At 65.0% G+C, this 26,983-nt stretch carries 21 protein-coding genes and 1 tRNA gene; 16 read left to right on the forward strand and 6 right to left on the reverse strand.

Annotated features, from left to right (window positions below; genetic code table 11):
• Nucleotides 1–16 precede the first annotated feature (16 nt).
• From ACZYTC_RS26805 to ACZYTC_RS26815, 3 genes are all read right to left on the reverse strand, one after another.
• Nucleotides 17–1,267 carry an aspartate kinase gene (locus tag ACZYTC_RS26805; RefSeq protein WP_488990957.1) on the reverse strand — a complete coding sequence of 417 codons (1,251 nt, stop codon included), beginning with the start codon at nucleotides 1,265–1,267 and terminating at the stop codon, nucleotides 17–19.
• A 231-nt stretch (nucleotides 1,268–1,498) separates the two neighbouring features.
• Nucleotides 1,499–3,634, reverse strand: coding sequence for an OmpA family protein (locus ACZYTC_RS26810; protein ID WP_488990958.1), 2,136 nt, complete (start codon nucleotides 3,632–3,634; stop codon nucleotides 1,499–1,501).
• Between the two features lie 104 nt (nucleotides 3,635–3,738).
• A complete protein-coding gene (locus ACZYTC_RS26815) occupies nucleotides 3,739–4,167 on the reverse strand; it encodes an Lrp/AsnC family transcriptional regulator (protein WP_434954921.1) in 429 nt (142 codons plus the stop codon).
• A gap of 122 nt (nucleotides 4,168–4,289) precedes the next feature.
• On the opposite strand from ACZYTC_RS26815, the gene ACZYTC_RS26820 reads away from it, so the two are divergent.
• The 6 genes from ACZYTC_RS26820 to ACZYTC_RS26845 all read left to right on the forward strand — a co-directional run bounded on the left by ACZYTC_RS26820 (nucleotide 4,290) and on the right by ACZYTC_RS26845 (nucleotide 12,825).
• Entirely contained in the window at nucleotides 4,290–5,378 is a 1,089-nt protein-coding gene (locus tag ACZYTC_RS26820) for a saccharopine dehydrogenase family protein (protein ID WP_488990959.1), read from the forward strand.
• Nucleotides 5,379–5,677: 299 nt separating this feature from the next.
• The gene (locus ACZYTC_RS26825; RefSeq protein WP_488990960.1) at nucleotides 5,678–6,949 is read left to right on the forward strand and encodes an ROK family transcriptional regulator; all 1,272 of its coding nucleotides are present in this window, start codon (nucleotides 5,678–5,680) and stop codon (nucleotides 6,947–6,949) included.
• A gap of 122 nt (nucleotides 6,950–7,071) precedes the next feature.
• Nucleotides 7,072–9,648, forward strand: a complete 2,577-nt coding sequence (locus ACZYTC_RS26830; protein WP_488990961.1) for an ATP-binding cassette domain-containing protein — start codon at nucleotides 7,072–7,074, stop codon at nucleotides 9,646–9,648.
• A complete protein-coding gene (locus ACZYTC_RS26835) occupies nucleotides 9,645–10,655 on the forward strand; it encodes an ABC transporter permease (protein WP_488990962.1) in 1,011 nt (336 codons plus the stop codon). The genes ACZYTC_RS26830 and ACZYTC_RS26835 overlap by 4 nt, the downstream gene beginning before the upstream one ends.
• 55 nt (nucleotides 10,656–10,710) lie before the next feature.
• The gene (locus ACZYTC_RS26840) at nucleotides 10,711–11,721 is read left to right on the forward strand and encodes a rhamnose ABC transporter substrate-binding protein (protein ID WP_488990963.1); all 1,011 of its coding nucleotides are present in this window, start codon (nucleotides 10,711–10,713) and stop codon (nucleotides 11,719–11,721) included.
• A gap of 69 nt (nucleotides 11,722–11,790) precedes the next feature.
• On the forward strand, nucleotides 11,791–12,825 hold the full coding sequence (locus ACZYTC_RS26845) for a hypothetical protein (RefSeq protein WP_488990964.1): 1,035 nt from the start codon (nucleotides 11,791–11,793) through the stop codon (nucleotides 12,823–12,825).
• Nucleotides 12,826–12,867: 42 nt separating this feature from the next.
• On the opposite strand, the gene ACZYTC_RS26850 is transcribed toward ACZYTC_RS26845, so the two are convergent.
• Nucleotides 12,868–13,515: a glutathione S-transferase family protein gene (locus tag ACZYTC_RS26850; protein ID WP_488990965.1), complete on the reverse strand. Its 648-nt coding sequence runs from the start codon at nucleotides 13,513–13,515 to the stop codon at nucleotides 12,868–12,870.
• 160 nt (nucleotides 13,516–13,675) lie between these two features.
• Here ACZYTC_RS26850 and ACZYTC_RS26855 point away from each other — a divergent pair, with 160 nt between their 5' ends.
• The 3 genes from ACZYTC_RS26855 to ACZYTC_RS26865 all read left to right on the forward strand — a co-directional run bounded on the left by ACZYTC_RS26855 (nucleotide 13,676) and on the right by ACZYTC_RS26865 (nucleotide 17,031).
• The gene (locus ACZYTC_RS26855) at nucleotides 13,676–14,590 is read left to right on the forward strand and encodes an aminotransferase class IV (protein WP_488990966.1); all 915 of its coding nucleotides are present in this window, start codon (nucleotides 13,676–13,678) and stop codon (nucleotides 14,588–14,590) included.
• Nucleotides 14,591–14,807: 217 nt separating this feature from the next.
• Nucleotides 14,808–16,196, forward strand: coding sequence for a Si-specific NAD(P)(+) transhydrogenase (sthA, locus tag ACZYTC_RS26860; protein ID WP_434954929.1), 1,389 nt, complete (start codon nucleotides 14,808–14,810; stop codon nucleotides 16,194–16,196).
• Nucleotides 16,197–16,353: 157 nt separating this feature from the next.
• Nucleotides 16,354–17,031, forward strand: a complete 678-nt coding sequence (locus ACZYTC_RS26865) for an HAD family hydrolase (RefSeq protein WP_488990967.1) — start codon at nucleotides 16,354–16,356, stop codon at nucleotides 17,029–17,031.
• Nucleotides 17,032–17,230: 199 nt separating this feature from the next.
• Here the strand turns inward: ACZYTC_RS26865 and ACZYTC_RS26870 are convergent, their stop codons facing one another.
• Complete coding sequence (locus tag ACZYTC_RS26870; protein WP_488990968.1) at nucleotides 17,231–17,860, reverse strand: DUF4893 domain-containing protein; 630 nt, start codon at nucleotides 17,858–17,860, stop codon at nucleotides 17,231–17,233.
• A 356-nt stretch (nucleotides 17,861–18,216) separates the two neighbouring features.
• Here ACZYTC_RS26870 and ACZYTC_RS26875 point away from each other — a divergent pair, with 356 nt between their 5' ends.
• The 4 genes from ACZYTC_RS26875 to ACZYTC_RS26890 all read left to right on the forward strand — a co-directional run bounded on the left by ACZYTC_RS26875 (nucleotide 18,217) and on the right by ACZYTC_RS26890 (nucleotide 21,276).
• Complete coding sequence (locus ACZYTC_RS26875; protein ID WP_434959580.1) at nucleotides 18,217–19,035, forward strand: lytic transglycosylase domain-containing protein; 819 nt, start codon at nucleotides 18,217–18,219, stop codon at nucleotides 19,033–19,035.
• Nucleotides 19,036–19,701: 666 nt separating this feature from the next.
• Nucleotides 19,702–19,968: a hypothetical protein gene (locus ACZYTC_RS26880; protein WP_434954932.1), complete on the forward strand. Its 267-nt coding sequence runs from the start codon at nucleotides 19,702–19,704 to the stop codon at nucleotides 19,966–19,968.
• A 421-nt stretch (nucleotides 19,969–20,389) separates the two neighbouring features.
• Nucleotides 20,390–20,893: a class I SAM-dependent methyltransferase gene (locus ACZYTC_RS26885; protein ID WP_488990969.1), complete on the forward strand. Its 504-nt coding sequence runs from the start codon at nucleotides 20,390–20,392 to the stop codon at nucleotides 20,891–20,893.
• 23 nt (nucleotides 20,894–20,916) lie between these two features.
• Nucleotides 20,917–21,276, forward strand: a complete 360-nt coding sequence (locus ACZYTC_RS26890; protein ID WP_488990970.1) for a DUF4180 domain-containing protein — start codon at nucleotides 20,917–20,919, stop codon at nucleotides 21,274–21,276.
• 131 nt (nucleotides 21,277–21,407) lie between these two features.
• Here the strand turns inward: ACZYTC_RS26890 and ACZYTC_RS26895 are convergent.
• Nucleotides 21,408–21,497: transfer RNA gene (locus ACZYTC_RS26895), tRNA-Ser, on the reverse strand.
• A 257-nt stretch (nucleotides 21,498–21,754) separates the two neighbouring features.
• On the opposite strand from ACZYTC_RS26895, the gene ACZYTC_RS26900 reads away from it, so the two are divergent.
• The 3 genes from ACZYTC_RS26900 (at nucleotide 21,755) to ACZYTC_RS26910 (ending at nucleotide 26,949) form a co-directional block, all read left to right on the forward strand.
• The gene (locus tag ACZYTC_RS26900; protein ID WP_488990971.1) at nucleotides 21,755–23,020 is read left to right on the forward strand and encodes a sarcosine oxidase subunit beta family protein; all 1,266 of its coding nucleotides are present in this window, start codon (nucleotides 21,755–21,757) and stop codon (nucleotides 23,018–23,020) included.
• A 183-nt stretch (nucleotides 23,021–23,203) separates the two neighbouring features.
• Nucleotides 23,204–23,485: a sarcosine oxidase subunit delta gene (locus ACZYTC_RS26905; RefSeq protein ID WP_434954940.1), complete on the forward strand. Its 282-nt coding sequence runs from the start codon at nucleotides 23,204–23,206 to the stop codon at nucleotides 23,483–23,485.
• Nucleotides 23,482–26,949, forward strand: a complete 3,468-nt coding sequence (locus ACZYTC_RS26910) for a 2Fe-2S iron-sulfur cluster-binding protein (RefSeq protein ID WP_488990972.1) — start codon at nucleotides 23,482–23,484, stop codon at nucleotides 26,947–26,949. The genes ACZYTC_RS26905 and ACZYTC_RS26910 overlap by 4 nt, the downstream gene beginning before the upstream one ends.
• Nucleotides 26,950–26,983: the final 34 nt, after the last annotated feature.

Consider the following 26,983-nt stretch of genomic DNA (forward strand, 5'->3'; position numbering starts at 1 on the left):
AACAAGGCGCGGTTGCTCAGGCCTTGTCGAGCCCGTAAAGCGTGTGGAGCGTGCGTACCGCCAGTTCGGTATAGGCCGCGTCGATCAGCACGGAGATCTTGATCTCGGAGGTGGTGATGGCGCGGATGTTGATGCCGCGGCCGGCGAGGGCCTGGAAGCAGGTTGCCGCTACGCCGGCATGGCTGCGCATGCCGATGCCGATCACCGAGATCTTCGAGACGTCCATATTGGTTTCGACATTGTCGCACACCACGTCCTTGCGGGCCTTGTCGATCACGTCCTTGGCGCGCTGGAACTCGGCCTGCGGCACCGTGAAGGTGATGTCGGTGGAAGCCCCGTCGGCGGAAATGTTCTGCACGATCATGTCGACGTTGATGTTGGCATCGGCCAGGGGCACGAAGATGGCGGCGGCGACACCCGGACGGTCGGCAACATCCCGCAGGGTGATCTGCGCTTCATCCTTCGAATAGGCGATGCCGGTCACAACCTGCTGTTCCATGATGTCTTCCTCGTCGCAGATCAGGGTTCCGGGATTGGGGTTTTCTGGATCGTCGAAGGACGATCTTACATAGGTTTTCACCTTGTGGACCATGGCCAGTTCCACCGAGCGGACCTGCAGCACCTTGGCGCCGAGGGAAGCCATTTCCAGCATTTCCTCGAAAGCGATGCGGTCCATGCGCTGGGCCTTGGGCACGATGCGCGGATCGGTGGTGTAGACGCCGTCGACATCGGTGTAAATGTCGCAGCGCTCGGCACCGATCGCGCCGGCAATGGCGACGGCCGACGTGTCGGAACCACCGCGGCCCAGCGTGGTGATGCGCCCGCTTATGGGCTCGACGCCCTGGAAGCCGGAAATCACCGCGACTTCCCCGGCGGCAAAGCCGTCATCGAGATTCTTGGAGGGGATCGCCGAAATGCGTGCGGAGCCGTGAGCGGCCGAGGTCTCGATCGGCACCTGCCAGCCCTGCCAGGACCGGGCCTTGATGCCGACGCTGCTGAGCGTCAGGGCCAGGAGGCCCGAGGTCACCTGTTCGCCGGAGGCGACGATGGTGTCATATTCGCGCTGATCGTAGAGCGGCGACGCCTCGTTGCACCAGCCCACGAGCTCATTGGTCTTGCCGGACATGGCGGAGACCACCACCGCCACGTCGTAGCCGGCGGCGACCTCGCGTTTGACATGCTGCGCCACATTCTTGATGCGCTCGACAGTGGCGACAGAGGTGCCGCCAAACTTCATCACAAGACGGGGACGCGGGCTGCCGGACATACGGCCACTAGGCTCCGATGAACTCTCGAACGTGCTGAGACGCTCTCGATGAGGGGACGCCGCACAAAAGCGGCCAGGATGCGATCCCGGCCGTGGCTGTTATGCATGAGGCGAGGAGACGCGGAGACCAGTTGTCACCGCGCCGCGGGATTTAAGCGAAAGGGGAAGCGATGGCAAGCAAAAGCGGCGCGCATCCGACGGGGATGCGCGCCGCGATCTTTATCGCAGCCGTCACTTCTCCAGCAGAGGCGTGATACGGCGCAGGGTCACGCGGCGGTTTTCCTGCTCGGGCTCCGGCGTCGGGATCTTGAGATAGCGCTCGCCGAGGCCCGCCGTGACCAGATTGTCGGGCGAGATCACGTAATATTGCGTCAAGGCCTGCTTCACAGCCTCGGCCCGCTCCTTGGACAGGCGCAGATTATAGGCATCGTCGCCCACCGCATCCGTATTGCCCTCGATCACGAAGACCTCGCCCGGATGGGCGGCCACGATGCGCTCAAGGATGCGCCCGATGCGGTCGAGATTGGCGATCTCTTCCTCGCGTACGAATGATTCGTTGAAGCCGAAGTGGATGGTATCCAGTTCGACGCTGGGAATGGACTGGCGCACGGCGGGCTGTTCCATCACCACCTCAGGCCGGGCAAGAAATTCGGCACGTGGATAGCGGCGCGGCAGAGGCTTGAGGGGGCGGGCGGCAAATTGCTGCTCGATCTGGTCGTCATCGACTTCGGCGGCCCAGACGCTCTGATAGCGCTGCCCGCGCGGGTTGATGTCCATGTCGAATCGCCTGCCGTCTTCATCGCCCCGCAGGCGGTCAGTGCGCTGACCGCGATCGCTGAGCAGGCGGCGGCGCAGATCGTTGCGGTCGTCCAGCAGATATTGCGCGAAGGCCTCACGGTCCTCGGGATTGTAGCGCTGGTCGTTGGAGGCGTCGCGATAGACCAGGATACGGCGGTTGAGCTGTTCGATGGTCAATACGTTGGACGGACGCCGATCCGCCAGGATGGCGGGAATATCCTGGGGACGGGGCGAACCCTGGCGGAACTGGGAGCGGCCGAACGGCGAGCCGCGCCCGGCCTGGCCTTGCTGCTGCTCGCCGCCATATTCCTGGTCGGCGACGCGGTTGCGCAGGGCCGCGCGTGCGCCGTTGAGGCGCTGGATCAGGGCTTGCTCGGTGGCTTCCGACAGGTTTCCGGTCGCCAGGGCCGAGCGATAGACGTTGAGGCGCTGGCGCAATTGCTGGTCGTTGAGACGGTCGGGCGGCGTGGTATCACCCAACAGGCCGATGGCGCGCTGTTCCGCCGCCCGATCGACCGGGCCCTGCAGGGGGCGGCCCTGGCCTTGCTGGCTGCCGTTGTCCGGCTGCGGCGGAAGGCCCGGGCGCCCCTCCTGACCCTGCTGCGTGCCGTCGGCCGGCAGGGGAATGCCGCCTTGGCCGGGAAGCTGGTTGCGCCCGCCTGAGCGGCCGTCCAAAGGACGGTCCTGGGGGCGGTCTTGGGGGCGTTTCTGCGGCTGGCCGTCGTCGACGCCCTGCGGCACGCCGTCATTGCCGGGCTGGCCCTGGCCAGGCTGGCCCTGCGTGCGGTCGCGGCGCTTGCCGCGCGGTTCGGGCGTGCCGCCGTTCTCCTTGTCCGTCTCCTGGCCTGCAGCCGGCTGGTCGTCGCCGGCGGCAGGCTGCTGGGGCTTGGGCTGGAGAGGCTTGGGCTGGAGAGGCTTGGGTTGCGCGGGGGCAGTACCGGCACCTTGATCCGTATTCGGCTGGGCAGGAGCGCCGGGCTTGGCGGCCGGTGTGTCCTGCCCGCTGTTTTCGCCAGGGGCGGCGGGTTTCTGGCGCTTCGGCTTTGTCGATGGAGCCGCCGGTGCCGGCTCGCCAGCAGCCGGTTTTCCAGGAGTTTCCTGGCCGGCCGCATCGGGTGCCGGCTTCTTGGGCTTGGGCTTGGCGGCAGGAGGCGTCTCGACCGGCGCCGGTTCGCCGGGCGCGTCCTGGCTGGCCGCATCGGGCGCAGGCTTCTGACGCTTGGGCTTGGCGGCGGGGGCCTCGTCAGCGCCGGAACCGGGCGCTGCCCCCTCCTGCTCGGCAGCCGGCTTCTGCCGCTTCGGCTTTGCAGCGGGAGCGCCACCGTCCTGGTCCTGCGATTCGGCGGGGGCAGCCCGTTTTGCCGGAGCCCCTTCGCCATCCTGGCCGCTGCCCTTCTTATGGCGCTTCAGAATGTCCTCGACCGAGGGCTTGGCGCCCGGCGCGGGCGCTTCCGTGGTTGGGGCCTGGGCGTCCTGGGCCATGGCATCCTGCACCAGCACGATCGCCGTGGGCGAGACGGCGAGCATCAGGGTTCCAGCCAGACCGAACAGTTTCTTGCGCAGGAGCATCTCGACCTCTCATGATTTGGCCGCCATCATCCCGATTGCGGCTGAACCGAAACTGAACGTCGATTATCGAAGATCCGTCGGTGTCGGGATCGGTCACCGCCCAGCTAACGCTCGATCCGGGTCGACAGGATGAGAGAGGTCGAGGTGCGCTCGACGCCCTCCAGCGCCCCGATGCGATCGGCGAGTTCGTCGAGTTCGCCCACGGACCGGGCCTCGATCACTGCGATCATGTCGAAATTGCCGCTGACCGAGTGCAGGGTGCGCACGGACGGAATTTCGCGCAGGCCCGCTTCCACCTGGCGGATCAGCTTCGGCACGGTGGTCAGCAGGACATGGGCGCGCAGGAGCGAGCGCGTGTGTTCCTCGGAAAGCCGGATGGTGTAGCCGACGATCACGCCGCGATGTTCGAGGCGGGCCAGGCGGCTCTGCACGGTGGTGCGGGAGACGCCGAGGCGCCGGGCGATCTCGGCCGTGGAGGCGCGGGCATTCTCGCGCAGGATGGCAATCAGGGCATCATCGGCGGGTGTCGTCATAATGACGATATAACGCCCTGCATTGTGCAAAGAAAGTTCGGCATATCGTCGAAATGCAGGCTTCGAAACAAAAGGAGGCAGGCGTAGGCTTTTGAGCAAGAATCGCGACAGGGGGGCCGACGATGCGCAAGATCGTGGTAGCGGGAGCAGGCAAGATCGGGGCGTGTATCGCCGATATTCTGGCGGTCAGCGGAGACTATGAAGTCACAGTCATCGACCGTTCGGCCGAGCAGCTGGAAAGTGCCGAGCTTTCGGCGGCGGTGGCGCAACGTGAACTCGATCTCCAGGACGAGGCTGCCCTCGGTGCAGTGCTCGACGGTGCCTATGCGGTGCTCAGCGCGGCGCCCTTTCATCTCACCACCCGTATTGCGGAAGCGGCGGCGCGCGCCAATGTCCATTATCTCGACCTGACCGAGGACGTCGCCTCGACGCGCCGCGTGCGGGACCTCGCGGCTTTGGCCAAAAGCGCCTTCATCCCTCAATGCGGGCTGGCGCCCGGCTTTATCTCGATCGTCGCCAATGATCTCGCCCAGCAATTCGACAGCCTGGATTCCATCCGCATGCGGGTCGGCGCCCTGCCGCAATATCCCTCCAACGCGCTCAACTACAACCTGACCTGGTCGACGGATGGGGTCATCAACGAATATTGCGAACCCTGCGAAGCGATCGTCGATGGCCATCGCGTCGAAATGCCGGCGATGGAGGAGCGTGAGGAATTTTCGCTCGACGGCGTCACCTATGAAGCCTTCAACACCTCGGGCGGCCTCGGCAGCCTGTGCGAGACCTATCTGGGGCGAGTGCGCACGCTGAATTACCGCACCATTCGCTATCCCGGCCATGCGGCGATCATGAAGGCGCTCCTCAACGACCTCGATCTCAGGCATCGCCGCGACGTGCTCAAGGACATTCTCGAAAATGCCCTGCCGGCGACGATCCAGGACGTGGTGGTGATCTTCGTCACCGTCAGCGGCAAGCGCCACGGCCACCTGGTGCAGGAGACCTATGCCAACAAGATCTACAACCGCCGCGTCGGCTTGCGCCTGCGCAGCGCCATCCAGGTGACGACGGCCTCCGCCATCTGCGCCGTGCTGGACATGCTGGCCGCAGGAGAATTGCCCCAGAAGGGCTTTATCCGCCAGGAGGACATTGCCCTGTCGGCCTTCCTGGCCAATCGCTTCGGCAGCGCCTATGCGCAGACGGCGGCGCGATAGGAAAAGATGTATCCAGGAACTTGGATGCCGCATCCCTAAGCGCCGACTTGGGATGAGAGATGCGACGCTAGCCTCTCCCCGTAAGAACGGGGCGAGGGGACACATGCGTCGAGTTCTATTGTCGCCTTTGTCATCTCGCGGGTCCGCTACCTTGAGGACGCATGGACGAGAACGTCCGCGTTTCCGGGAAGCGTTCCCCCCAATCGTGTCATCTCGCTTGATAATTAAGCATAGTGCTTTAATAATTGAAGGATCCTTCCGGCTCGAGATCCTTCATTCATTGGAGCACGATGGCGATCATGTCCCAGCCGAACGCGCCGGCGAGCCGCAAGGGCAGCAATTCCGTCCAGGTCCGGCGCTACAATGAGCGCGTGGTGCTCGAGGCGCTGCAGCGTCTCGGCCAGGCCTCCAAGGCCGAACTCGCCCGCTCGGCCAATCTCACGCCCCAGGCCGTGGCCGTCATCGTCGACCATCTCGAGGAAGTCGGGCTCGTGAGGCATGAAGGCAAGCGCGCCGGACAGGTGGGGCAGCCTTCCACCCTCTATGCGCCGGCGCCCGACGGTGCTTTTTCGATCGGCCTGCATGTCGGCCGGCGAGCCTTCGATGCTGTGCTGGTCGATTTCACCGGCCGCACCCTGCGCATGGAGACCAGCGACTACGAATATCCCGAACCGCAGATGGTGGCGGAGCTGGCCGCCGCCTATGTCCGCACCTTCCGGGCCGGCCTGGCGCCCGATTTGCGCAGCCGGGTGGTCGGCGTCGGTGTGGCGATGCCCTATTTCATGGACAGCTGGACCAAGGAGCTGGGCATGCCGGCTTCGATCACCCAGGCCTGGGAGGATTTCGATTTCGCCAAGGCCCTGGCCGACAGCATAGATCTGCCGCTTTTCTTCGAGAACGATGCCTCCGGTGCGGCGACGGCCGAACTGGTCTATGGCCGGGGGCGCGAGGCCAGGGATTTCATCTATCTGTTCATCTCCACCTTCATCGGCGGCGGACTGATCATCAACGGCAATCTGGAGACCGGCCCGAACGGCAATTCGGCCGCCTTCGGCCCCTATCCCGTGACGCCCTCGCTGCTGTCCAGCGTGCCGGCGCCAAAAGGGCCATTCGAGATCCTGCTGCGCCGGGCCTCGATCTATGTGCTGACCAACCATCTGCGCCAGAACGGCGTGCCGATCCGGCGGGCCCACGAACTGGCCGAGATCGGCGAGGCGGCCGAACCCCATCTCGGCGCGTGGGTGGAGGATTGCGCCGACGCGCTCGCCCAGGCGATCGTCGGCGCCATCGCCGTGGTGGATGTGTCGGCGATCGTGATCGACGGCATCCTGCCATCGGCCATCCTGCAGCGGACGGTCGAGGCGGTGTCGCGCCGTTTCCAGGCGATCATGCCGGAAGGGCTGTTCGCGCCTGATATTGCGGTCGGGACGATGGGGCCGCAGGCGGCGGCGATCGGCGCGGCCATCCTGCCGCTCTATGCCATGTTCGCGCCGGACAGTGCCACGCTGGTGAAGGCCAAGGCGCCGGGCATCGGGCGCGCCAGCCTGAAAACCTATATCGGGGCCCGCTAGGGGAAAGGGCATCCGCTTGACAGTTCAGGGGCATCGATATATCCATTTGCTTTAATAATTAAAGGATGCGGGAGGATGATGGTGGGGGTATCTCGGTCGCGTCATCGCCGGCGTGCAATGCCATGAAGAGCAGCCTGGCCGATGAGGGCCTCGGAACCTCGATCGCGTCCCCCGCGGCGGCTGCCGGGTTGGTGAACGCCTCCAAGCGCTTCGGAGGAACGATCGCTCTTTCCAACGCCAGTTTCGATCTCCTGCCCGGCGAGGTGCTGGCGCTTTTGGGCGAGAACGGCGCGGGCAAGAGCACCTGCGTCAAGCTGCTTGCCGGCGTCTACAGGCCGGACGAGGGCGCGGTCGCCATCGATAACCAGCCGGTGGAGCATTGGTCTCCGCTCGAAGCCCAGCGCCGCGGCATTGCAGTGATGCATCAGCATCCCGGCCTGTTCGGCGACCTGACGGTGTTCGAGAACATTTTCGTCGGCCACATGCCGCAGCGCTCCCTGGGCCGCATCGACTATGAGCGCATGCGCGAGGAAGCGCGCGCTCTGCTCGACGTCGTCGGACTGAAATGCTCGCCCGAGGATCAATTGAAGGAGCTGCGCACCTCCGAGCAGCAATTGGTCGAGATCGCCCGTGCCCTATCGGTCAACGCCAAGGTGCTGATCATGGACGAGCCGACCGCTGCCCTGTCCCAGCGCGAGGTCGAGCGCCTCTTCGCCGTGGTCGCCGATCTCAAGGCCCGGCAGGTGGCGATGATGTTCGTCGGCCATCGCATGGAAGAGATCTACCGTATCGCCGATCGCATCGCCGTCCTGCGCGACGGCCATCTGATCGGGGTGAGGCGGGCGGTGGAACTCGACCGCGACCAAGCCGTGCAGATGATGATCGGGCGGCCGCTCAAGGCCATCTATCCGCAATGGGACTCCAAGCCCGGCCGCGAGGTGCTCGCCGTTTCCGGCCTGTCGCGCGAAGGGGACTTCGACGACGTCTCCTTCAGCGTCCGGGCCGGCGAGATTCTCGGCCTCGGCGGGCTGGTGGGCAGCGGGCGCACCGAGATCGCCCGCGTGCTGTTCGGCATCGACCAGCCGACGGCGGGCCGCATCGAGATGGAAGGAAGGGCGGTATCCTTTGCCGATCCGCCCGCCGCCATGGCCGCCGGCATCGCCTATGTCTCGGAAGACCGGCTCGGCCAGAGCCTGGTGATGGATTTTCCCATCCTCGACAACGCCTCCCTGCCGGTGATCGAGAAGGCCACCATGGCGGGGCTGGTGATGCGCCGGCAGGAACTGGCTTTGGTCGAGCCGCACTTGCGGCGCCTGAAGCTGAAATTCCGCAGCTTCGCCCAGCCTGTGAAGACACTTTCGGGCGGCAATCAGCAGAAGGTGGTGCTGTCGAAATGGCTCGCCACCCAGCCCAGGCTGCTCATCCTCGACGAACCGACCCAGGGCATCGATGTCGAGAGCAAGTCCGAAGTCCATACCATGATCGCCGAACTGGCCCAGCAGGGGCTGGCGATCATCCTGATTTCCTCGGAACTGCCCGAACTGGTGAGCATGTGCGATCGCATCGTCGTGCTGCGCGAGGGCCGGATGGCCGGCGCCTTTGCGCGCGGGGAGGCCGACCAGGAAAAGGTGATACGCGCGGCCACCGATGCCGGCGGGGTGGTTTTGGACAAGCAGCCGGCGCTGGCGCCGCGGGATGAGGCCGCAAAGCTCGATGAGCCTCCGGGCAACTGGCTCAAGGCGCTGCTGCGCCGGCGCGAGGTCGGGCTGGTCGGGGCGATGGCAGCCGTTGTCCTGCCGGTGATGTTCCTCAATCCGCGCATGGTCAGCCCCGAGAACCTGACCGCCATCGCCATGGACGCGGCGCTCCTGATGATCGTCGCTGTGGCCCAGATGCTGGTCCTGCTGACGCGCAACATCGATCTGTCGGTGGCCTCCGTGATCGGCCTGTCGGCCTATGGCGCCGCCAGCTTCATGCATGCCCATCCCGAAAGCTCGGTGCTTCTGGGCGTCGCCACGGCTTGTGCCATAGGCCTGGCCTGCGGTGCCCTGAACGGGCTGGTGGTGACCCTCGGCCGCGTGCCGGCGATCGTGGTCACGCTAGGCACCCTTTCGGTCTTCCGCGGCCTGAACAGCCTGTGGGCGGGCGGTCGGCAGATCAGCGCCGACCAGGTGCCGCAAGCCTGGCTCGACATGACCAGTGCCCGCATCGTCGGCATTCCGGCCGTGATCCTCATCGCTCTCGCCTGCCTGGTGGTGATCGGGGTGATCCTGAAGCACTGGCCTGTTGGCCGGGAGCTCTATGCCATCGGCTCCAATCCGGATGGGGCCGTCCTTATCGGCATCCGCCGCACGGCTCTCGTGCTCGGCGCCTTCATGCTGGCGGGCCTGCTGGCCGGCTTCGACGGCGCGCTGTGGGCCTCGCGCTATGCCACCATCGATGCCCGCGTGGCGCTCGGCTTCGAACTCACCGTGATCGCCTCGGTGGTGGTGGGTGGCGTCGCCATCAGGGGTGGTGCCGGAACGGTGCTCGGCGTCGCCCTCGGCGCGCTGACGCTCCTGGTGATCCAGAACGGGCTGACGCTGGTGCGCGTCGATCCGCTCTGGCTGCAGGGGGTCTATGGCCTCGTCATCCTGCTCGCCATCGGTGTCGACACCATCATCGGGCGGCGGACCCATCAGGGACGGAGAGGGCGATGAAGACGAGCCTTATCGAAAGGATCGCCAGCTGGGAGAATTTCCTGGCGCTGCTCACCGTAGCGGTGCTCGCCTATGCGGTGCTGGCCGTACCGAATTTCGCCACGGCCTTCAACATCTCGCAGGCCATTGCCGGTGCATCCGAGCGAGCCCTGATCGTGCTGCCGATGGTGCTCTTGATCATCGCCCGCGAGATCGACCTGTCCGTTGCCAGTATCCTGGCTCTCAGCAGCGTGGTGTTCGGCGTGCTGATCCGCGAGGGCCTGCCGCTGGAGGGTGCGATCGCGCTGGCGCTGCTGACGGGCATCCTGGCGGGCGCGTTCAACGGCGTGCTGGTGACCTATCTCGGCCTGCCCTCGCTGGTGGTCACCCTCGGCACCATGGCGATGTTTCGCGGCATCGGCTACATCCTGCTCGGAACCGGCTCGGTGAACGAGTTTCCCGAGAGCTTCACCGATTTCGGCATCGACACGCTGGGCGACACGCCGATCCCCTGGACGATCGTGCCTTTCCTCGTGCTGGCGCCGGTCTTCGCCATCCTGCTGCAGGTGAGCAGCATCGGCCGGCGCATCTACGCCATCGGCGGCAGCCCTGATACGGCGCTCTATGCCGGGGTGCGGGTGGCGCGCATCCGCCTCGGCCTGTTCGTCCTCAGCGGCTTCATCTGTGCCATCGCCTCTATCGTGTTCACCGCCCGCCTTGCCAATGCCCGGGCCGACAATGCCATCGGCCTCGAACTCGACGTGATCACCATCGCGCTTCTCGGCGGCGTCAGCGTGTTCGGGGGCAAGGGCAAGCTGACCGGCGTGTTCCTGGCGCTGGTACTGATCGCCACGCTGCGCAACGTGCTGGGGCTGAGCCAGATCGGCGGCGATGCGCAGGGCACCGTGATCGGGCTCTTGCTGATCTTCTCGCTATTGCTCAGCACCACGGCCCAGCGCCTCTATGGCGGTCTCCAGGCCAAGTTCAAGGCAGCCGGCCGGCCGCGAGAACCAGAACAAACGACCTGACTGAAAGCGTAAACCAACAACGACCTGAAGAAAGACGTGAAGGAGGAGACGAGCCATGAAAAAAGCGATGAGAACACACCTGATCCTGACCACGGCCATCATGCTGGGCGCTCTGGCGGCACCGGCCTTCGCGGCCGAGAAATGCGCCAAGGAGCCCGTGACCGTCGGCTTCCTGCCCAAGCTCGACACCGATCCCTATTTCCAGGTCGCCAAGACCGGGGCGGAGGAGGCCCAAAAGGAGATCGGCGGCAAGGTGATCCAGCAGGCGCCTTCCCAGGCGACCGCCGAAGCCCAGATCGAGTTCATCAACAATCTGGTGTCCCAGAAGGTCGACGTCATCGCCATCTCCGGCAATGACGCCAATGCCGTGGCGCCGGCCCTCAAGCGCGCCGCCAAGCAGGGCGTCAGGATCGTCTCCTACGATTCGGACGTCTCGGAAGCCGCCCGCTCGCTGTTCTTCAACCAGGCCAAGGGCGACAGCCTGGCCGAGATGATGCTGGAGAGCATGGGGCAGATGATCGGTTATGAGGGGGATTTCGCCATCCTCTCCTCCACGCCGACGGCCACCAACCAGAATGCCTGGATCGACTTCATCAAGAACAAGATGAAGGAGCCAAAATTCGCCAAGATGAAGTTGGTGCAGATCGCCTATGGCCAGGAGAGCGAGCAGGTCAACCAGCAGCAGGCCCTGGCGCTCGTCCAGGCCTTCCCGAACCTCAAGGGCATCATCATTCCCGCCGGCATCGGCCTGCCGGCCGCGGCGCGCGCCCTTGAACAGGCTGGCAGCCTCGGCAAGGTCAAGCTGACGGGCCTGGCGCCGGCCACCCTAATCAAGAAATACATCCAGAACGGCTCCGTCCAGGACATCTGGTGGAACGTCAAGGATCTCGGCTATCTAACCTATTACGGTGCCCAGCAACTGGCGCAGTGCAAGATCGCCGGCAAGCCGGGCGACAAGTTCAAGGCCGGGCGTCTCGGCGACTATACGGTGGGCGAAAAGGGTGAGGTGGTGCTCGGCCCCGCCAAGATCGTCACGCCGGCCAATGTCGAGGAATTCAAGTTCTGAGCACGAGTTCCGGGCGGCGACCAATCTTGCCGCCCGGATACTGGCCCCGCCGGAAATCAGGAAATCTACATGCCGCAAACCTGGTCGCTCGACTGGTCGCATGGCCAGGTGACGGTACATGCCGGCGCTGCCGCCCTGGGCCGCACGCGCTTTCGCTTGGAGGACGGCCGCTTCGTCGAACCGTTCCACGAGGCGCCCTGGATCACGGCCGGCGAAAAAGTCGAGCCGGGCTTGGAGAACCTCCGGGGCGACTGGCCCTGCCTGCCCTTCGGGAGGCTCTACAGCAGCGACGATCCCCTGATCGGCGCCTGGCGGGGGCTGGTGGATGCTTCGTTGCCGGACAGCGGCCATCCGCTCGGCCCGAGTGATCACCTGCTGCATGGCCACAGCGCTGCCGCCGAATGGAGCCTGGTGTCGCGCACGCAAGATGCGATCGCCCTCGGCCTCGATTATCCCAGCGACTCGCCCATCGAGAGGATCACACGCACGATCCGCCCGATCGACGGGCAGGCGGGACTGGATGTTTCCGTCGAGATCCGGGCCCGGCACCGTTGCGTCAGGCCGTTCGGCTTTCATCCCAACTTCGCCCTGCGTGGAAAACCAGGATCCTTTCGCATCGAGCCCGGTCCCTATCGTTTCGGCCTCAGCCATCCCGTTGCCGAAGCGGCCGCCCGGGCCGAGCCGGACAGGAGGTTCACGACGCTTGCCGATGTCGCGGTCAAGTCAGGCGGGAGCGAGCGTTTCGACAGGCTACCCTTCGCCGACGACCGCGAGGACATAATGCAACTCTGCGGCATCGAAGGCGGCGTCCATCTCGTCGACGAGCACGACCGGGTTGCCTGGGATCTTTCCTGGGACACGACGAAGCTGCCGTCCTGCCTCTTGTGGATGAGCAATCGCGGGCGCAAATTCCCGCCCTGGAACGGGCGCCATCTGTGCGTGGGCGTCGAGCCCGTGGCCTCGGCCTTCGATTTCGGATCGGTGATCGCCGCCTCGGACAATCCCATCGCACTTGCCGGCGTACGCACGGCTATCACGATCGAGCCGGGAACCCCGCTCACGCTCGGCTATCGCATTCGCGGCCAGGCGCTGGGGCCAAACTAGAGCGTAATCTGTGCTGTCGGCTCGGCTTTGCGAGCTCATGCTTCAACGGGCTGACGGGGCGTTGATCGCAAATTGCGCGGCAAAGGCCCTGACATAAGCGGGCCGAGCTTCCCCGCGGGCGACATAGGCGGCCAGGTTTTGATATTCGTCCAGAAGGCCCGACATTCTCAGTCGCAGCAGCACGGATACCATCAACAAATCGCCTGCGCTGAACGCCCCATCGAGCCAGTCGGCGTTGCCCAGCCGGGCGGAGAGCTGGTCGAGCCGGGCCCGAACGCGGTCCTTTACCAAGGGCAGACGCTCCTCGCTCCAGGGCTTGTCGGCTTCGAATATCCGTGCTGTCGTCAGGTCGAGGATCGGCGGCTCGACGGTGTTGAGTGCGGCAAACATCCAGGTGATCGCCCGTGCTCGGGCATCGCGATCCCCAGGCAGCATGCCCGCATGCCGCTCGGCGAGGTGAAAGACGATCGAGCCGGTCTCGAACAGCGACAGAGAACCGTCCTCATAAGTGGGGATCTGGCCGAAGGGGTGGATGGCCAGATGGCCAGGCGCCTTCATCTGCGCGAAGGAAACCAGGCGAACCTCATAAGGCTGGCCCACTTCTTCGAGCGCCCAGCGAACGCGCGTATCGCGTGCCAGTCCCTTGCCGCCATCGGGTGATCGTTCAAACGCCGTGATGGTGATCGTCATCGTATCCATTTCCTTGCCTGGGCGAATTTCTTCGGCCTCCTATCGTGACGACGAATGAGCCTGGCGGAGGGCGACATCGGTCTTGAATTATTTTCATTACCGGGCGCAGATCGCGCATGCCCGATTCCGATCAAAGGTCGCGGGGCAAGAGTGGGGCCGCATGAACTATCCTGCCGGAACAGCCTATATCGATGGCGGCTTCGTGCCGATCTCGGAAGCCAAGATCTCGGTGCTCGACTGGGGCTTCCTGCATTCGGACGCGACCTATGACGTCGTACATGTCTGGAAGGGCCGCTTCTTCCGCCTCGACACCCATATCGAGCGATTCCTGCGCTCGGCCGACAGGCTGCGCCTCACGCTGCCGGTCTCGCCCGAAAAACTGGTCCAGATTCTCGCCGAATGCGTCTCCCGCTCCGGGCTCCAGGATGCCTATGTCGAGATGGTGCTGACGCGCGGTATCTCACCGACCTTCTCGCGCGACCCCAGGGAGGCCCATAACCAACTGATCTGCTTTGCCATTCCGTTCGGCTGGATCCTCAGGCCCGAACAGCGCGAGGCCGGGCTTCCGATCGTGCTGTCCGACATTCGCCGCATCCCGCCGGATTCGGTCGATCCCACCGTCAAGAACTATCACTGGCTGGATTTCGTCATGGGCCTCTACGATGCCTATGATCGCGGCGCACAGAGCGCCGTGCTGACCGATGCCGACGGCAATCTTGCCGAGGGGCCGGGCTTCAACATCTTCACCGTGCGCCAGGGCCGGATCGCCACACCCGATCGCGGCGTGCTGCGTGGCGTTACGCGCCAGAGCGCGATCGAACTCGCCGCCGAACTCGGCTTTCCCCTGGAGGAGCGGGTCGTGACGGCGGCCGAGGCGCGGGCTGCCGACGAGGTCTTCATTACCTCGACGGCCGGCGGCATCATGCCGGTGACGCGGATCAATGGCGCCGCCGTCGGCGAGGGCCGCATGGGGCCGGTCACCCGGGCGCTGCTCGAGGCCTATTGGGCCAAGCACACGGATGGCAGTTGGTCGACGGCGGTGGAGGATGTGCTGTCGGGCCGGGCGCCAGGATAGGCGCGCGACCTGTCTTCCCCCGCTTCGCGGAGAAGGCAAACAACGCTTCATTCCGCCGGCTGCATGGCAGATGGTTCGACGTCGTCGCGGCATTTTTTCTTGTCTCTTGGCAGGTGGCAGCCCTATGTGCATTCATGCTGTCATGCAGCATGACCATGCTCCCGGGCACTTCCCGCCTTTTCGACACCTTGTTCCAACGGCCTAGAGACTTCCCTCCATGTATGATTATGACATGCTCGTCATCGGTTCGGGCCCGTCCGGCCGTCGCGCCGCCGTGCAATCGGCCAAGCTCGGCAAGTCGGTCCTGGTGGTGGAGAAGGGCCGGCGCGTGGGTGGCGTGTCGGTGCACACCGGGACGATTCCCTCCAAGACGCTGCGTGAGACGGTGCTGAACCTGTCGGGTTGGCGCGAGCGTGGCTTCTACGGCCGGGCCTACCGGGTCAAGCAGGATATCGGCGCCACCGACCTGATGGTCCGCCTCCAGAAGACACTCGACCACGAGGTCGAGGTGCTGGAGCATCAGTTCAGCCGCAACACCGTGCGCACGGCCCGCGGCGAAGCACGCTTTCTCGGCCCGCACGAAATCGAGATCACCACGGAGACCGGCACGCGCAGCACGGTGACGGCCAATTACATCCTGATCGCCTGCGGCACGCAGCCCTTCCGCCCCGACTATGTGCCGTTCAATTCCGATAATGTCTTCGACAGCGACGAGATCATCGAGCTGCCCCGGCTGCCGCGCAGCCTCACCGTGATCGGTGCGGGCGTGATCGGCGTCGAATATGCCACCATCTTCAGTGCTCTCGACGTCGCCGTCACGCTGATCGAGCCGCGCTCGAGCTTCCTCGATTTCATCGACAAGGAGCTGATCGAGGAGTTCATGCATGAATTGCGGGACCGCAACGTCTCGCTGCGCCTGGGTTCCCCGGTGGTCTCGATCGAGCGCGAGGAGAGCCGCGTCGTCACCAAGCTGGGCGATGGCCGCAAGGTGTCCTCGGAGATGCTGATGTTCGCCGCCGGGCGCGTCGGCAATACGGACAGGCTGAACCTCGACGCGGCCGGCCTCAAGACCGATCATCGCGGCCGCATCGGCGTCAATCCGGCGACCCTGCAGACCGAGGTGGCGCATATCTACGCGGCCGGCGACGTCATCGGCTTTCCCAGCCTCGCCTCCACCTCGATGGAGCAGGGGCGGGTGGCCGCCTGCCATGCCTTCGGCCTCGAACCGCCGCCGCCACCCGAATATTTCCCCTATGGCATCTATTCGGTGCCGGAGATCTCCACCACGGGCCTGACCGAGGAGGAAGTGCGCCAGAAGGGCATTCCCTACGAAGTCGGCATCGCCCGGCTGCGTGAGACCTCGCGCGGCCACATCATGGGGCTCGACAGCGGCATCATGAAGATGATCTTCTCGACCAAGACGCGCCGCCTGCTCGGCGTGCACATCTTGGGCGAGGGCGCGACCGAACTGATCCATATCGGCCAGGCAGTACTCAACCTCAAAGGCACGATCGACTATTTCATCGAGAACACCTTCAACTATCCCACCCTCGCCGAGGCCTACAAGATCGCCGGCCTCGACGCCTGGAACCGGATGGGGCGCTAGAGCATCGTGCCGAAAAGTGGATGCCGGTTTTCGGAAAAAACGATGCAACAACAAAAGCTTACAGTACGGAATCCGATTCCGATATCGGATCCTGTACTGTAGCGCGGCCCTGTCCGCGCCCTGTCCCCACTTTCGCGTAACATCATAGGAGTTCGCCGTGTCCCCTGACCGCAAGCTCGTCGTCCTTCTCGACGTCGACAACACGCTGCTCGACAATGACCGCTTCGGCGAGGACCTCGGCGACCATATCGAGGAAGCCTTCGGAGCGGACCAGCGCGCGCGCTACTGGACGATCTACGGCAAGATCCGCGACGATTACGGCTATGCCGATTACCTCGCCGCGCTCCAGCTCTTCCGCGCCGGGCTGGACGACGACCCCGACCTGCTCCAGATGTCGAAGTTTCTCCTGGAATATCCCTTCGCCGGACGCGTCTTCCCGAAGGCGCTGGAAGCGATCGCCCATCTCAAGAGCTTCAGCGCTCCCGCCGTGCTTTCGGATGGCGACATCGTGTTCCAGCCGCGCAAGGTGCAGCGCGCCGGCCTGTGGGACGCGGTGGAAGGGCGGGTGATGATCTATCTGCACAAGGAGCAGATGCTGGACTCCGTGCAGCGCCATTATCCGGCCGAGCATTACGCCATGGTCGACGACAAGCCCCGCCTGCTCGCCAAGATGAAGGCGGTGATGGGCGACAAGCTCACCACCATCTTCGTGCGCCAGGGCCATTACGCCCTGGAAGCGGATATGAACACTGTCGATCCCAAGCCCGACGTCACCATCGAGCGCATCGGCGATCTTCTGTCCCTGGACCGGGCTGCCTTCACACGGGCGGGATAGATGTTTCGCGCTTCCTTGCCGCCGACGGCATGAATCCGGGGGTGGGCCTTCAGATCCCTTTCAAGGTCTTCCGAACAAACCGGAGAAAGGCGGATGAGGGGTTGCATCGCTCTGGCACTTCAAACCCGGCATCTTCATCCCTGGCAGGCGCCGCGCTTCAGGCTGGTCTGAAGACCAGCCCCCCCGAGAGCCGGCAGGCTCAGCGCACCAGTTCGAGGATCTCGAGCGTGCTGCAGCAGGTTTGCGGCAGTTCCAGGCGCAGCTTGCGCGGGCCGGCCTTGAACAGATAGGCCACCGCGTCGGATTTGGGCGATGCGCCATAGGCGACCGGCGGATCGTCGCCATTGGCATTGCCGCCGAGGAAGACGAAGCGGGTGTTGCTGACGCGGTAGAGAAAGCCGCTGACGCGCTGGGAGCCGTTCACCTTGGCGAAGAAGAGCTTGCCGCCGCGCTCGCTGATGGCGCATTTGAAATAGGGATAGGCATAGATGCTGCCCTTGCCGTCATTGGCCTTCGAGCCGTCGTCGAGCTGGGCGCTGCGGCAGCGCCAATTGCCGACGAGTTCGCGTGTATTGGCGATCGGCCTGGGATCGCCGGCGAGGATCTCCTCCAGGGCGATGCCGTCGGCGGTGTGGCGGGCATTGGAGCCGAGCACCGCATCGACGGCGCTGCGGCGCGTCTGCTCGAAATTCATCAGACGGGTGCGGTCGGCCTCCTCGATCGAAACAGGCAATTGCGGCGTGGGATCGAATTCGGAGGCGGCCAGGGCCGTGCCGGTGGAGGCCGCGAACCAGGCGAGAGCGGCGAGGGCCCAATGACATCTCGTCATGATGGAATTTCCAAGTGGCGGGGTGCCCTGTTTGCACCAGTCCAGGCGATCCTGGCAAGGCGGCCGCGGCGTCATGGGTCATTGCCCAAAGGCTGGCCCGTCGTAGCCAGGAAGCAGGAGGTCAAGAAGCAGCAGGATGCCAAGAAGCACTTGCCGAGGAGCTCGGCTATGGCGATAGAGAAGGCCGCGCTGGCAGTGGCGGGGCCTTGTTTGTGAACCTTCGGCTTTTCCCAAGCAGAGTTTTCCGACGGGCTCCGTCCATGGACCCCGCCGGAAAATTCTGCAAATATTTGATGTCTTGCAGATTACTCTCGATCGGGCCGGGGCCACGATCGAGAGTAATCTGCTTGACGACGATGCTGCTTCTTGCCGCCTTCGCCGGCATGGCCATGGTGGGCCGAGCCGAGGCGCGCCAGGAGAGCCTGGACGAGGCGATCTGCCGCCTGATCGAGACCACGGCCAAGGACAAGGGTATTCCGCCCGAACTCTTCACCCGGCTGATCTGGCGCGAGAGCAGTTTTCGTCCCCACGTCATCTCCAGTGCCGGCGCGCAGGGTATCGCCCAGTTCATGCCTGGCACGGCGGCCGAATGGCAACTCGACGATCCCTTCGATCCCGAAAAGGCGATTCCGGCTTCGGCCGCCTATCTCAGCGCGCTCAAGACGCAGTTCGGCAATTGGGGGCTGGCGCTGGCGGCCTATAATGCCGGGCCCAAGCGCCTCTCGGACTGGCTGGCGGGCGGGCGCTATCTGCCCTCGGAAACACGTGCCTATGTCTATTTCATCACCCATCGCAGCGTTGACGACTGGGTTTCGAACGACGGGCTCAAGGCCGGGGAGGAGCCCGCCGCCAAGCCGGTCGATTGCCTCGCCGTCGTCACCACCGTGCGCCGGGAGGTGCCGCGCCTGATCGAGGGCCCCTATGCGCCCTTCGGCGTGCAGCTGTCCGGAAATTTCTCCAAGGCGATCGCCATCGCCTCTTATGAGCGGGCGGTGAAGCGCTTCTCGGCCGTCCTGGCGGGCCGGGAGACATTGATTGTCGGCACGCGCATGGCCGGGCGCGGCCGGCGGGCCTTCTATCGTGTCCGCCTGCCAGCCCGCAGCCTGCGCGAGGCGAGCCTGCTCTGCGACAAGCTGCACCGCGTCGGCGGCAGTTGCGCGGTGCTGCGCAATTGAGGCTGCAGCAGCATCGTGCCGAAAAGTGGACTCCGGTTTTCGGCAAAAACGATGCGACAACAAAGATCCATGTCACAGGATCCGCTTCCGAAATCGGAGCCTGTGCCGTAGCGGTCGGGCAAAGAAAAAGCCGGATGCGGGGGCACCCGGCAGTTGGGTCGTTGGGTCGGGCCAAAAAGCCCGAGGAAACTACGAGTGCGTCAACAGCTCGAAGTCATGCGGGCGGGCCCGCTCGAATGCCAGGAACGGTCTCAAGGCATCCGACTGCACACTCAACCGGTGGGCCGGGATTTGGTTCCATGATTCGTGCAGATTTTTTCAGGCGTCTTGCCTGGCTGTGGGCGATCGGGAGCAGGCTCGTGTCGGTGTCGTCTATATCAGAACATAACATGAACAAAATGCTCGACAGCCGCAGCCGGCTCGCCTAATTTTCCGGTCTCGAATCCGAAAGCATTTTGCGATTTGCCGAAGCGGAAGAATCGCAACGGCATGTCGAAACAAGGCGTTGGAGCAAAAACGTTCTCGCATGAACGCGCTTTGCCCTGCGTTCGTGCCGATCAGGGCCGAGGCGAACCGTCCGTCCCGTCATCGGGGCAGGGCTCATGCACCGTCACGATGGGGCGAGATATCTGCCGATTCCAGTCCTCTGAACAGGGAGAACCGTCAATGACCTCGCAAGCCAGCAAATCCGAACAGGCTTTGCCGGAAGATCTGGAAGCGAGCGTGGAGCGCGTCATCGCCGATTGTGACGGCGATGCGCGTGCGGCGGTGCGCGTCTTGCTGGTCGCCAACAGCCACGCCATGGCCGAGATCGCGGCGATCGAGGGCGAGATGGCCAAGCTCCTTGCCGACGTCTCGCGCGGCTATGCCCGCGGCCACTGGGAGTGGCTGCTGGAACGGGCGGAGATCGCCATTCCCTATTCCAGAGAGTAACCGAACGGAAATCAGTGCAGTCGATTTGTCTGGTCAATGCATGCAGGAAAAGAAAAAGCCCGCTTGCGCGGGCCGGGAGGTTAGACGAGAGAGAGACGAGCTGGAAAGACACGAACGACACGGCAGGGAGGGGATCTGTTCGGAGAGTGCCGCGCCGTTCGCAGAATCAACTTAGCCGCTACGTTGTGTTCGCGCACACCGGCAAATTTGACGGACATTGAGAGACACCGCCACGCTGCTTCTGTCAGGCCGCTCCGTGTCGCGGGAGGCCGCCGGATCGCTTGCCTCGCTCCGGGCCGGTGGCTTATGACGGCCGGTATATCCGGCCCGGACACAGCGTCCGGGAGCCGGCTTCCGGCGCCCGCCGGGACGGCAGCCGAGAACGGCCGGCCGGGATTTCTGCAATGATGTGAAATGGATAATGAGTTATCTCGATAATTTCATCAATCGCATGACGGCCCAGCGCAGTTGCCTCGACCTCGCCGTCGAACTCATCCGGGGGATCGAGGGGCCGGTGCTCGAATTCGGCCTCGGCCATGGCCGGACCTATGACCATTTGCGCCAGAACTTTCCCGATCGGGATATCTATGCCTTCGAAAAGCGCGTGAGCCCCAATGTCTTCGTGCGCCCGGCGGATGAATTGCTCTTCCTCGGCGATATCGGCGATACCATCCGCACGGCTGGACAGCGCTTGCCGCGCAAGGCCGCGCTGGCCCATTCCGACCTCGGCCTCAAGGACCGGCAGGGTGCCGTGCCGATCGTGGCCGATATCATCGCCTATCTGCCCGGTTTGATGGCGCAGGGAGGCTTCTATATCTCCAATGTCGATATTGCCCTGGTGGACGGCAGGCTGCCGCCCGCCTTCCGGCGCCGGGCGTTTCCGCAGGCGACGGGCGATCAGTATCACATCTACGAGATCGTCTGAGGCGAGCCACCGGGAGAACGACCATGAACGACAGCGTCGAGGAGATCGGCGGCGTCCGGGTGCTCGTCTGTGCTGCAGACGGTAAGAAGCTCGCCGGCGAAGCCGATATCAACGACTTTCTCAGCAAGGCCTGGGAGCAGGAGGCGACATTGGTGGCGATTCCGGTCACCCGGCTTGCCGACGATTTCTTCCGCCTGCGCACCCGGCTCGCCGGCGCCGTGGCGCAGAAATTCGTCAATTATCGCATGCGCCTCGCCGTGATCGGCGACATCTCGGCCTGGGTCGCCGGCAGCGATGCCCTGCGTGATTTCGTCCGGGAGGCCAATCGCGGCCAGGACATCTGGTTCGCCGCCGATCTGGCGGAGCTGCGCAGCCGGTTGTAAGCTGGCAGCGGGGCGCCTGTCTCTTCCGCAAATGACGGCGCCGTCTCAAACGGGGTGAGCTACGCGAAAACGGGACCAATGGTACGACTAGTTACCATCAGGTCGAAAACGACAATAATTTCAGGAGTAAATGGCGGAGAGGGAGGGATTTGAACCCCCGATGGAGTTGCCCCCATGCCGCATTTCGAGTGCGGTGCATTCAACCACTCTGCCACCTCTCCGCAGCTGGTCGGGCGCTTCATATAGATATGCGTCGCGCGGGGCAAGACCGGAACGGCGGAAAAATTGGGAGAAAGTTGCGGTAGCGGCGCTGCGGGAGATCAAGGCGGGATGATCTGTCCGTATCTCCCCGGCGCCGGGGTTCCGCCAACAAAATCGAAGCCCATCTCGGTGTTTCGATTGCCAGCGGCGGGCGAGGTGCTTAAGTCGGGGGGCGCCTGCGTCGGGCAGGCGCCCTCGCGGCATTACAGCGGAGCCCATGTCCGTCACCTCTTCCGCCTATTCGGGATTTCGTCTCGCTTTGGAGGCGTTGCGCGGACATCGCGGCTGGGGGCCGGCCTGGCGCAAGGCGACGCCCAAACAGGCCTATGACGTGATCATCGTCGGCGGCGGCGGGCATGGCCTCGCCACGGCCTATTATCTCGCCAAGAATCACGGCATCGCCAATGTCGCGGTGCTGGAGCGTGGCGGCATCGGGCTCGGCAATGTCGGGCGCAACACCACCATCATCCGCTCCAATTATTTCTCGCCCGAGAACATCCGCTTCTACGACTTTTCGCTCAAATTGTGGGAAGGGCTCGAGGTTGAGCTCAACTACAATGCCATGGTCTCGCAGCGCGGCGCCCTCAACCTCGTGCATGCGGACGGCCAGCGCGACCTGCTGGCCCGCCGTGCCAACCAGATGCTGCTGGAAGGCGTCGATACCGAACTGCTCGACAAGGAGGGCGTCAAGCGCCTGGTGCCGCTGGTCGATGTCGACAACGGTCGCTTTCCCGTGCTCGGTGGCTTCCTGCAAAAGCGCGGCGGCACCGTTCGCCACGATGCGGTCGCCTGGGGCTATGCCCGTGCCGCCGACCGGCGCGGCGTCGACATCGTCGAAAATTGCGAGGTCACCGGCCTCACGCGTGAAGGCGAGGCTATCACCGGTGTTGAAACCAGCCTCGGCAGCATCCGCGCCGGCAAGGTGCTGTTCGCGGTGGCCGGGCATTCCTCGCTGCTGGCCGGTATGGCCGGCTTCCGCCTGCCGCTGGAGACCCATGTGCTGCAGGCCTTCGTTTCCGAGGCGGTCAAGCCGCTGATCGACTGCGTCGTCACCTATGGCGCCGGCCACTTCTATGTCAGCCAGTCGGACAAGGGCGGCCTCGTCTTCGGCGGGGCGCTCGATGGCTACAACTCCTATGCCAGGCGGGGCAGCCTGCCGATGGTGGAGGATGTGCTGGCAGCTGGCCTCACGCTGATGCCGGCCCTCGGGCGCCTGCGCGTGCTGCGCCAATGGGGCGGGGCGATGGACATGACCGCCGACGGCAATCCGATCATCTCGACGACGCCGGTGCGCAATCTCTACCTCAATGGCGGCTGGTGCTATGGCGGCTTCAAGGCGATCCCCGCCGGCGGTTTCACCACGGCGCATCTGGTGGCGACCGGCGCGCCACACCCGCTGATCGCCCATTTCGGCCTGGAACGCTTCCGGGAGGGGCGGGTGATCGACGAACGGGGCATCGGCCCCTATGCCTGGATGCATTGAGATGAGAAGCATCGCAATGACCGCAATTGTCATCCCCGGCCGAGCAGAGCGAGGGGAAGGGGCCATGGATCGTGCTCGTCAGCCCTTGGATCCCCTTCCCGCCACCTGCGGTGGCGCCGGGGATGACAGCCCTCTAGGTCCAGCGGATTTGCGAAGCGTCCAGACCGTCGAGGCTCGCCCATCATGCTGAGAATTGCCTGTCCCCATTGCGGCCTGCGCGACGAGGTCGAATTCCGTTATCGGGGCGATGCCTCGGTGCGGCGGCCGGGCGAAGAGGCCGAGGCGCAAGCCTATTACGACTATGTCTATGAGCGCGCCAATCCGGCAGGCTGGCATCTGGAATGGTGGCAGCATGTGCATGGCTGCCGGCAGGTGCTGAAGGTGCTGCGCGATACGGTCAGCCACGAGATCCAGACCGTGGTTAGCAGACATGACGAGATCGCCCTGCCGGAGCGTTCGGCATGAGCGGTCCCCATCGCCTCGCCGAGGGCGGGCAGGTCGATCGCGGCAAGCCGCTGTCCTTCCGCTTCGACGGCAAGATCCTGCATGGCTATCGCGGCGATACGCTCGCCTCGGCGCTCCTGGCCAATGGCGTGCGCATCGTCGGGCGCTCGTTCAAATATCACCGGCCGCGCGGCATCTTCACGGCGGGTCCCGAGGAGCCCTCGGCCCTGGTGGAACTGCGCAAAGGCGCGCGGCGCGAACCCAACATTCCAGCGACCACGATCGAACTCTTCGAGGGACTGGAGGCGGTGAGCCAGAACCGCTGGCCTTCGCTCGGTTTCGACCTCGGCGCGGTGAATGGCTGGCTTTCGCCGTTTCTGCCGGCGGGCTTCTACTACAAGACCTTCATGTGGCCGCCAGCCTGGTGGGAGAAGGTGTATGAACCGCTGATCCGCCGGGCGGCGGGGCTGGGGCGGGCGGCGCGGGAGCCGGATCCCGACAGCTACGACACCATGCATGCCCATTGCGATCTGCTGGTCGTCGGCTCCGGCCCATCAGGGCTCGACAGCGCCCTGGCGGCGGGGCGGGCCGGCAAACGCGTGATCGTGCTGGAACAGGACTTCGCCTTCGGCGGCTCGGCGCTGCTCGATCCGGCGATGCGCGATGGCCTGACGGACAAGCTCGCCGAACTTGCGGCGCTTCCCGAGGTGACGCTGCTCAACCGCACCGGTGCCTATGGCCTCTATGACGGGCTGGTGGTCGGCGCCGTCGAGCGGGTGGCCGATCATCGCGCCACGCCGAAGGCAAACGAGGTGCGCCAGCGCCAATGGATCATCCGTCCGGGCAGGATCGTGCTCGCCACCGGCGCGCAGGAACGCCTGATCGCCTTTCCCGGCAATGACCGGCCCGGGGTGATGCTGGCTTCGGCGGCCGCGACCTTTGCCGCGCGTTTCGGCGTGGCGCCGGGCCGGCGGGCGGCCTTCTTCGTCAACAATGATCGCGCCTATGAGGCGGTGAGGCAGCTTGCGCAAGCCGGCGTCGAGATTGCCGGTATCATCGATGTCAGGGCTGATTCGGCGGCCGGCCGCGAGGCGGAGCGATCGGGCATCCCCGTCTGGTTCGGGTCGCAGGTCTCCGCCACCGAAGGCACTCCCCTCCATGTCCTGACCATCACCTCGATCGCGGCAAGGCTGCGGCCGCAAATGCTGCTGGCCGATCTGCTCTGCGTCTCGGGCGGCCATGATCCCCGGCTGCAGCTGGCCGGCCAGGCCCGGTTGCCGTTCGAATGGGACGAAAAGGCCGTGTCTTTCCGCGCCAGGGGCAATGAGCGGATCGAGCTCGTCGGCGATGCCGCGGGGCCGGAGGGCGAGGGCACGCCGCCCCAACCCTTCTGGGAGGTCAAGACTTCGCGCGGCTCCAGCAAGGCCTTCCTCGGAAAGGCCTTCGTCGACCTGCAGCACGACGTCACCGCCGATGACCTGCGGCTCGCGGTGCGCGAAGGCTATGGCCATATCGAGCACGCCAAGCGCTACACCACGCTCGGCATGGCCACCGACCAGGGCAAGACGGGCGGCCTCGTCGGGAGCGCCATCCTCGCCGGCGAGAAGGGCGAGAGCATCGCCGAAACGGGCCTGCCGACCTTCCGGCCCTATGCCGCGCCGGTCTCCTTCGGTGCGCTTGCCGGCGCCGAGACGGGCGAGCATTTTCGGCCCAAGCGCCGGCTCGCTCTGCATGACTGGCATTCACGGCATGGCGCCGTCTTCGTCAAGTTAGGCCTATGGCTGCGGCCCCTGGTCTATTCTCCCTCGCGCGATACAAGCTGGGCGCCGGTGCTGGCCGAAGCGAAGGCGGTGCGCGAGGCCGTCGGCGTCACCGATGCCTCCTCGCTCGGCAAGATCGACGTTCAGGGCCGCGATGCGGGCGTCTTCCTCGATCGTATCTATGCCAATGGCTTTTTGTCCCTGCCGGTGGGACGAGCCCGTTACGGCCTGATGCTGCGCGAGGACGGCATCGTCTTCGACGACGGCACCACCTCCAGGCTGGCCGAGGATCATTATTTCGTCACCACCACCACGGCCAATGCCGGGCCGGTGCTGGAGCATCTCGAATTCCACCATCAGGCGGTGTGGCCCGATCTCGACGTCCAGATCACCAATGTCTCCGACCAATGGGCGACCTTCGCGGTCCCCGGGCCGAAGGCAAGGGCGGTGCTCGCCCGCATCGCCACCCAGGATCTCGATGACGAGGCCTTTCCCTTCATGGCCGTTGCCGAGACCGTGATCGCCGGGGTTTCCGGCCGGCTCTTCCGCATCTCTTTCTCGGGCGAACTCGCCTATGAGGTTTCGGTGCCATCGGGCCATGCCGAGCCGGTATGGGAAGCGATCCTCGCCGCCGGCAAGCCCTTCGGCATCAAGCCCTATGGGCTGGATGCCCTCAATCTGCTGCGGATCGAGAAAGGGCATGTGGCGGGCAGCGAACTCAACGGCCAGACCACGGCCGATGATCTCGGCCTTGGCCGCATGCTCAAGAAAAAGGGCGATTATGTCGGCCGTGTCCTGGCAGGCCGTCCTGGCCTGACCGATGCCGGGCGCCTTACCCTGGTCGGCGTGAAGGTGGACGACCCCGGCCGCAAGCTGCGGGCCGGTGCCCATCTCACCGCCTCGGCCGAAGCCAAGGAGAGCCTGGGCTTCCTCACCGCGGCCTGCCCGACCACGCAGGGGGCGGGGTTCATCGGCCTTGCCCTGCTGCGCGGCGGCAAGGAGCGGATCGGCCAGAGGCTTCATGCCGCCGATCCTGTGCGCGGCGAAGCCTGCGAGGTCACCATCGTCTCCCCGCATTTCATCGATCCAGATAATCTCAGGGTGAAGGACACTTCGCCGGTCGGAGCCGTCGAGCCGCTGCCTCTGCCGCGTTCCGTGCCCGGTCATCATGCTTTGATTCCGGATCGCCCCTCTGATCGCATCGCCGAGGTGCAACTGGCCGAGCGCAGTCCCGACATCGCCGAGATCAAGCTGCGGCGGGGCGGCGATGCGGCCCTGCGCCGTGCGCTCCAGGCAGAATTCGGGCTCGATCTACCCGAGCCGGGCCGGTCGGCGGTCTCGGGGGCCCTGAAGGTGCTGTCATCAGGTCCCGGCGATTGGCTGGTTCTGGACAAGCATGGCCGGCCGGGCAGCCTTGCCGTCAGCCTCAAACATGCGCTCGGCGAGAGCGCTTCGGTGGTGGATCTGTCTTCCGCCTTCGGCGTGCTGCGCCTGTCGGGTGCCAAGGCCCGCACCGCCCTCATGAAACTATGCCGGATCGACCTGCATCCGCGCGTGTTCGGGCCGGGTCGTGTCGCACGGACCGTGATGGCGCAGATTCCCGTCCTGCTGCATCAGGTGTCCGACGAACCGGCCTATGATCTTTTTGCGCCCTCGACCCTGGCCCAGGCTTTCGCCGAGGTGCTGGTCGAAAGCGCGGCCGAATATGGTCTGAAGCTGGATTGAGGTGACACGGTGGTTGCGGGCTTGAGGAAGCCCC

The organism is Labrys sp. F242, assembly GCF_057813875.1.

What these genes read in the sequence shown, in the direction of transcription:
- ACZYTC_RS26805 (WP_488990957.1), bottom strand. Translation starts at nt 1,267, where the DNA reads ATGTCCGGCAGCCCGCGTCCCCGTCTTGTGATGAAGTTTGGCGGCACC.
- ACZYTC_RS26810 (WP_488990958.1), bottom strand. Translation starts at nt 3,634, where the DNA reads ATGCTCCTGCGCAAGAAACTGTTCGGTCTGGCTGGAACCCTGATGCTC.
- ACZYTC_RS26815 (WP_434954921.1), bottom strand. Translation starts at nt 4,167, where the DNA reads ATGACGACACCCGCCGATGATGCCCTGATTGCCATCCTGCGCGAGAAT.
- ACZYTC_RS26820 (WP_488990959.1), top strand. Translation starts at nt 4,290, where the DNA reads ATGCGCAAGATCGTGGTAGCGGGAGCAGGCAAGATCGGGGCGTGTATC.
- ACZYTC_RS26825 (WP_488990960.1), top strand. Translation starts at nt 5,678, where the DNA reads ATGTCCCAGCCGAACGCGCCGGCGAGCCGCAAGGGCAGCAATTCCGTC.
- ACZYTC_RS26830 (WP_488990961.1), top strand. Translation starts at nt 7,072, where the DNA reads ATGAAGAGCAGCCTGGCCGATGAGGGCCTCGGAACCTCGATCGCGTCC.
- ACZYTC_RS26835 (WP_488990962.1), top strand. Translation starts at nt 9,645, where the DNA reads ATGAAGACGAGCCTTATCGAAAGGATCGCCAGCTGGGAGAATTTCCTG.
- ACZYTC_RS26840 (WP_488990963.1), top strand. Translation starts at nt 10,711, where the DNA reads ATGAAAAAAGCGATGAGAACACACCTGATCCTGACCACGGCCATCATG.
- ACZYTC_RS26845 (WP_488990964.1), top strand. Translation starts at nt 11,791, where the DNA reads ATGCCGCAAACCTGGTCGCTCGACTGGTCGCATGGCCAGGTGACGGTA.
- ACZYTC_RS26850 (WP_488990965.1), bottom strand. Translation starts at nt 13,515, where the DNA reads ATGACGATCACCATCACGGCGTTTGAACGATCACCCGATGGCGGCAAG.
- ACZYTC_RS26855 (WP_488990966.1), top strand. Translation starts at nt 13,676, where the DNA reads ATGAACTATCCTGCCGGAACAGCCTATATCGATGGCGGCTTCGTGCCG.
- sthA (WP_434954929.1), top strand. Translation starts at nt 14,808, where the DNA reads ATGTATGATTATGACATGCTCGTCATCGGTTCGGGCCCGTCCGGCCGT.
- ACZYTC_RS26870 (WP_488990968.1), bottom strand. Translation starts at nt 17,860, where the DNA reads ATGACGAGATGTCATTGGGCCCTCGCCGCTCTCGCCTGGTTCGCGGCC.
- ACZYTC_RS26875 (WP_434959580.1), top strand. Translation starts at nt 18,217, where the DNA reads ATGCTGCTTCTTGCCGCCTTCGCCGGCATGGCCATGGTGGGCCGAGCC.
- ACZYTC_RS26880 (WP_434954932.1), top strand. Translation starts at nt 19,702, where the DNA reads ATGACCTCGCAAGCCAGCAAATCCGAACAGGCTTTGCCGGAAGATCTG.
- ACZYTC_RS26885 (WP_488990969.1), top strand. Translation starts at nt 20,390, where the DNA reads ATGAGTTATCTCGATAATTTCATCAATCGCATGACGGCCCAGCGCAGT.
- ACZYTC_RS26890 (WP_488990970.1), top strand. Translation starts at nt 20,917, where the DNA reads ATGAACGACAGCGTCGAGGAGATCGGCGGCGTCCGGGTGCTCGTCTGT.
- ACZYTC_RS26900 (WP_488990971.1), top strand. Translation starts at nt 21,755, where the DNA reads ATGTCCGTCACCTCTTCCGCCTATTCGGGATTTCGTCTCGCTTTGGAG.
- ACZYTC_RS26905 (WP_434954940.1), top strand. Translation starts at nt 23,204, where the DNA reads ATGCTGAGAATTGCCTGTCCCCATTGCGGCCTGCGCGACGAGGTCGAA.
- ACZYTC_RS26910 (WP_488990972.1), top strand. Translation starts at nt 23,482, where the DNA reads ATGAGCGGTCCCCATCGCCTCGCCGAGGGCGGGCAGGTCGATCGCGGC.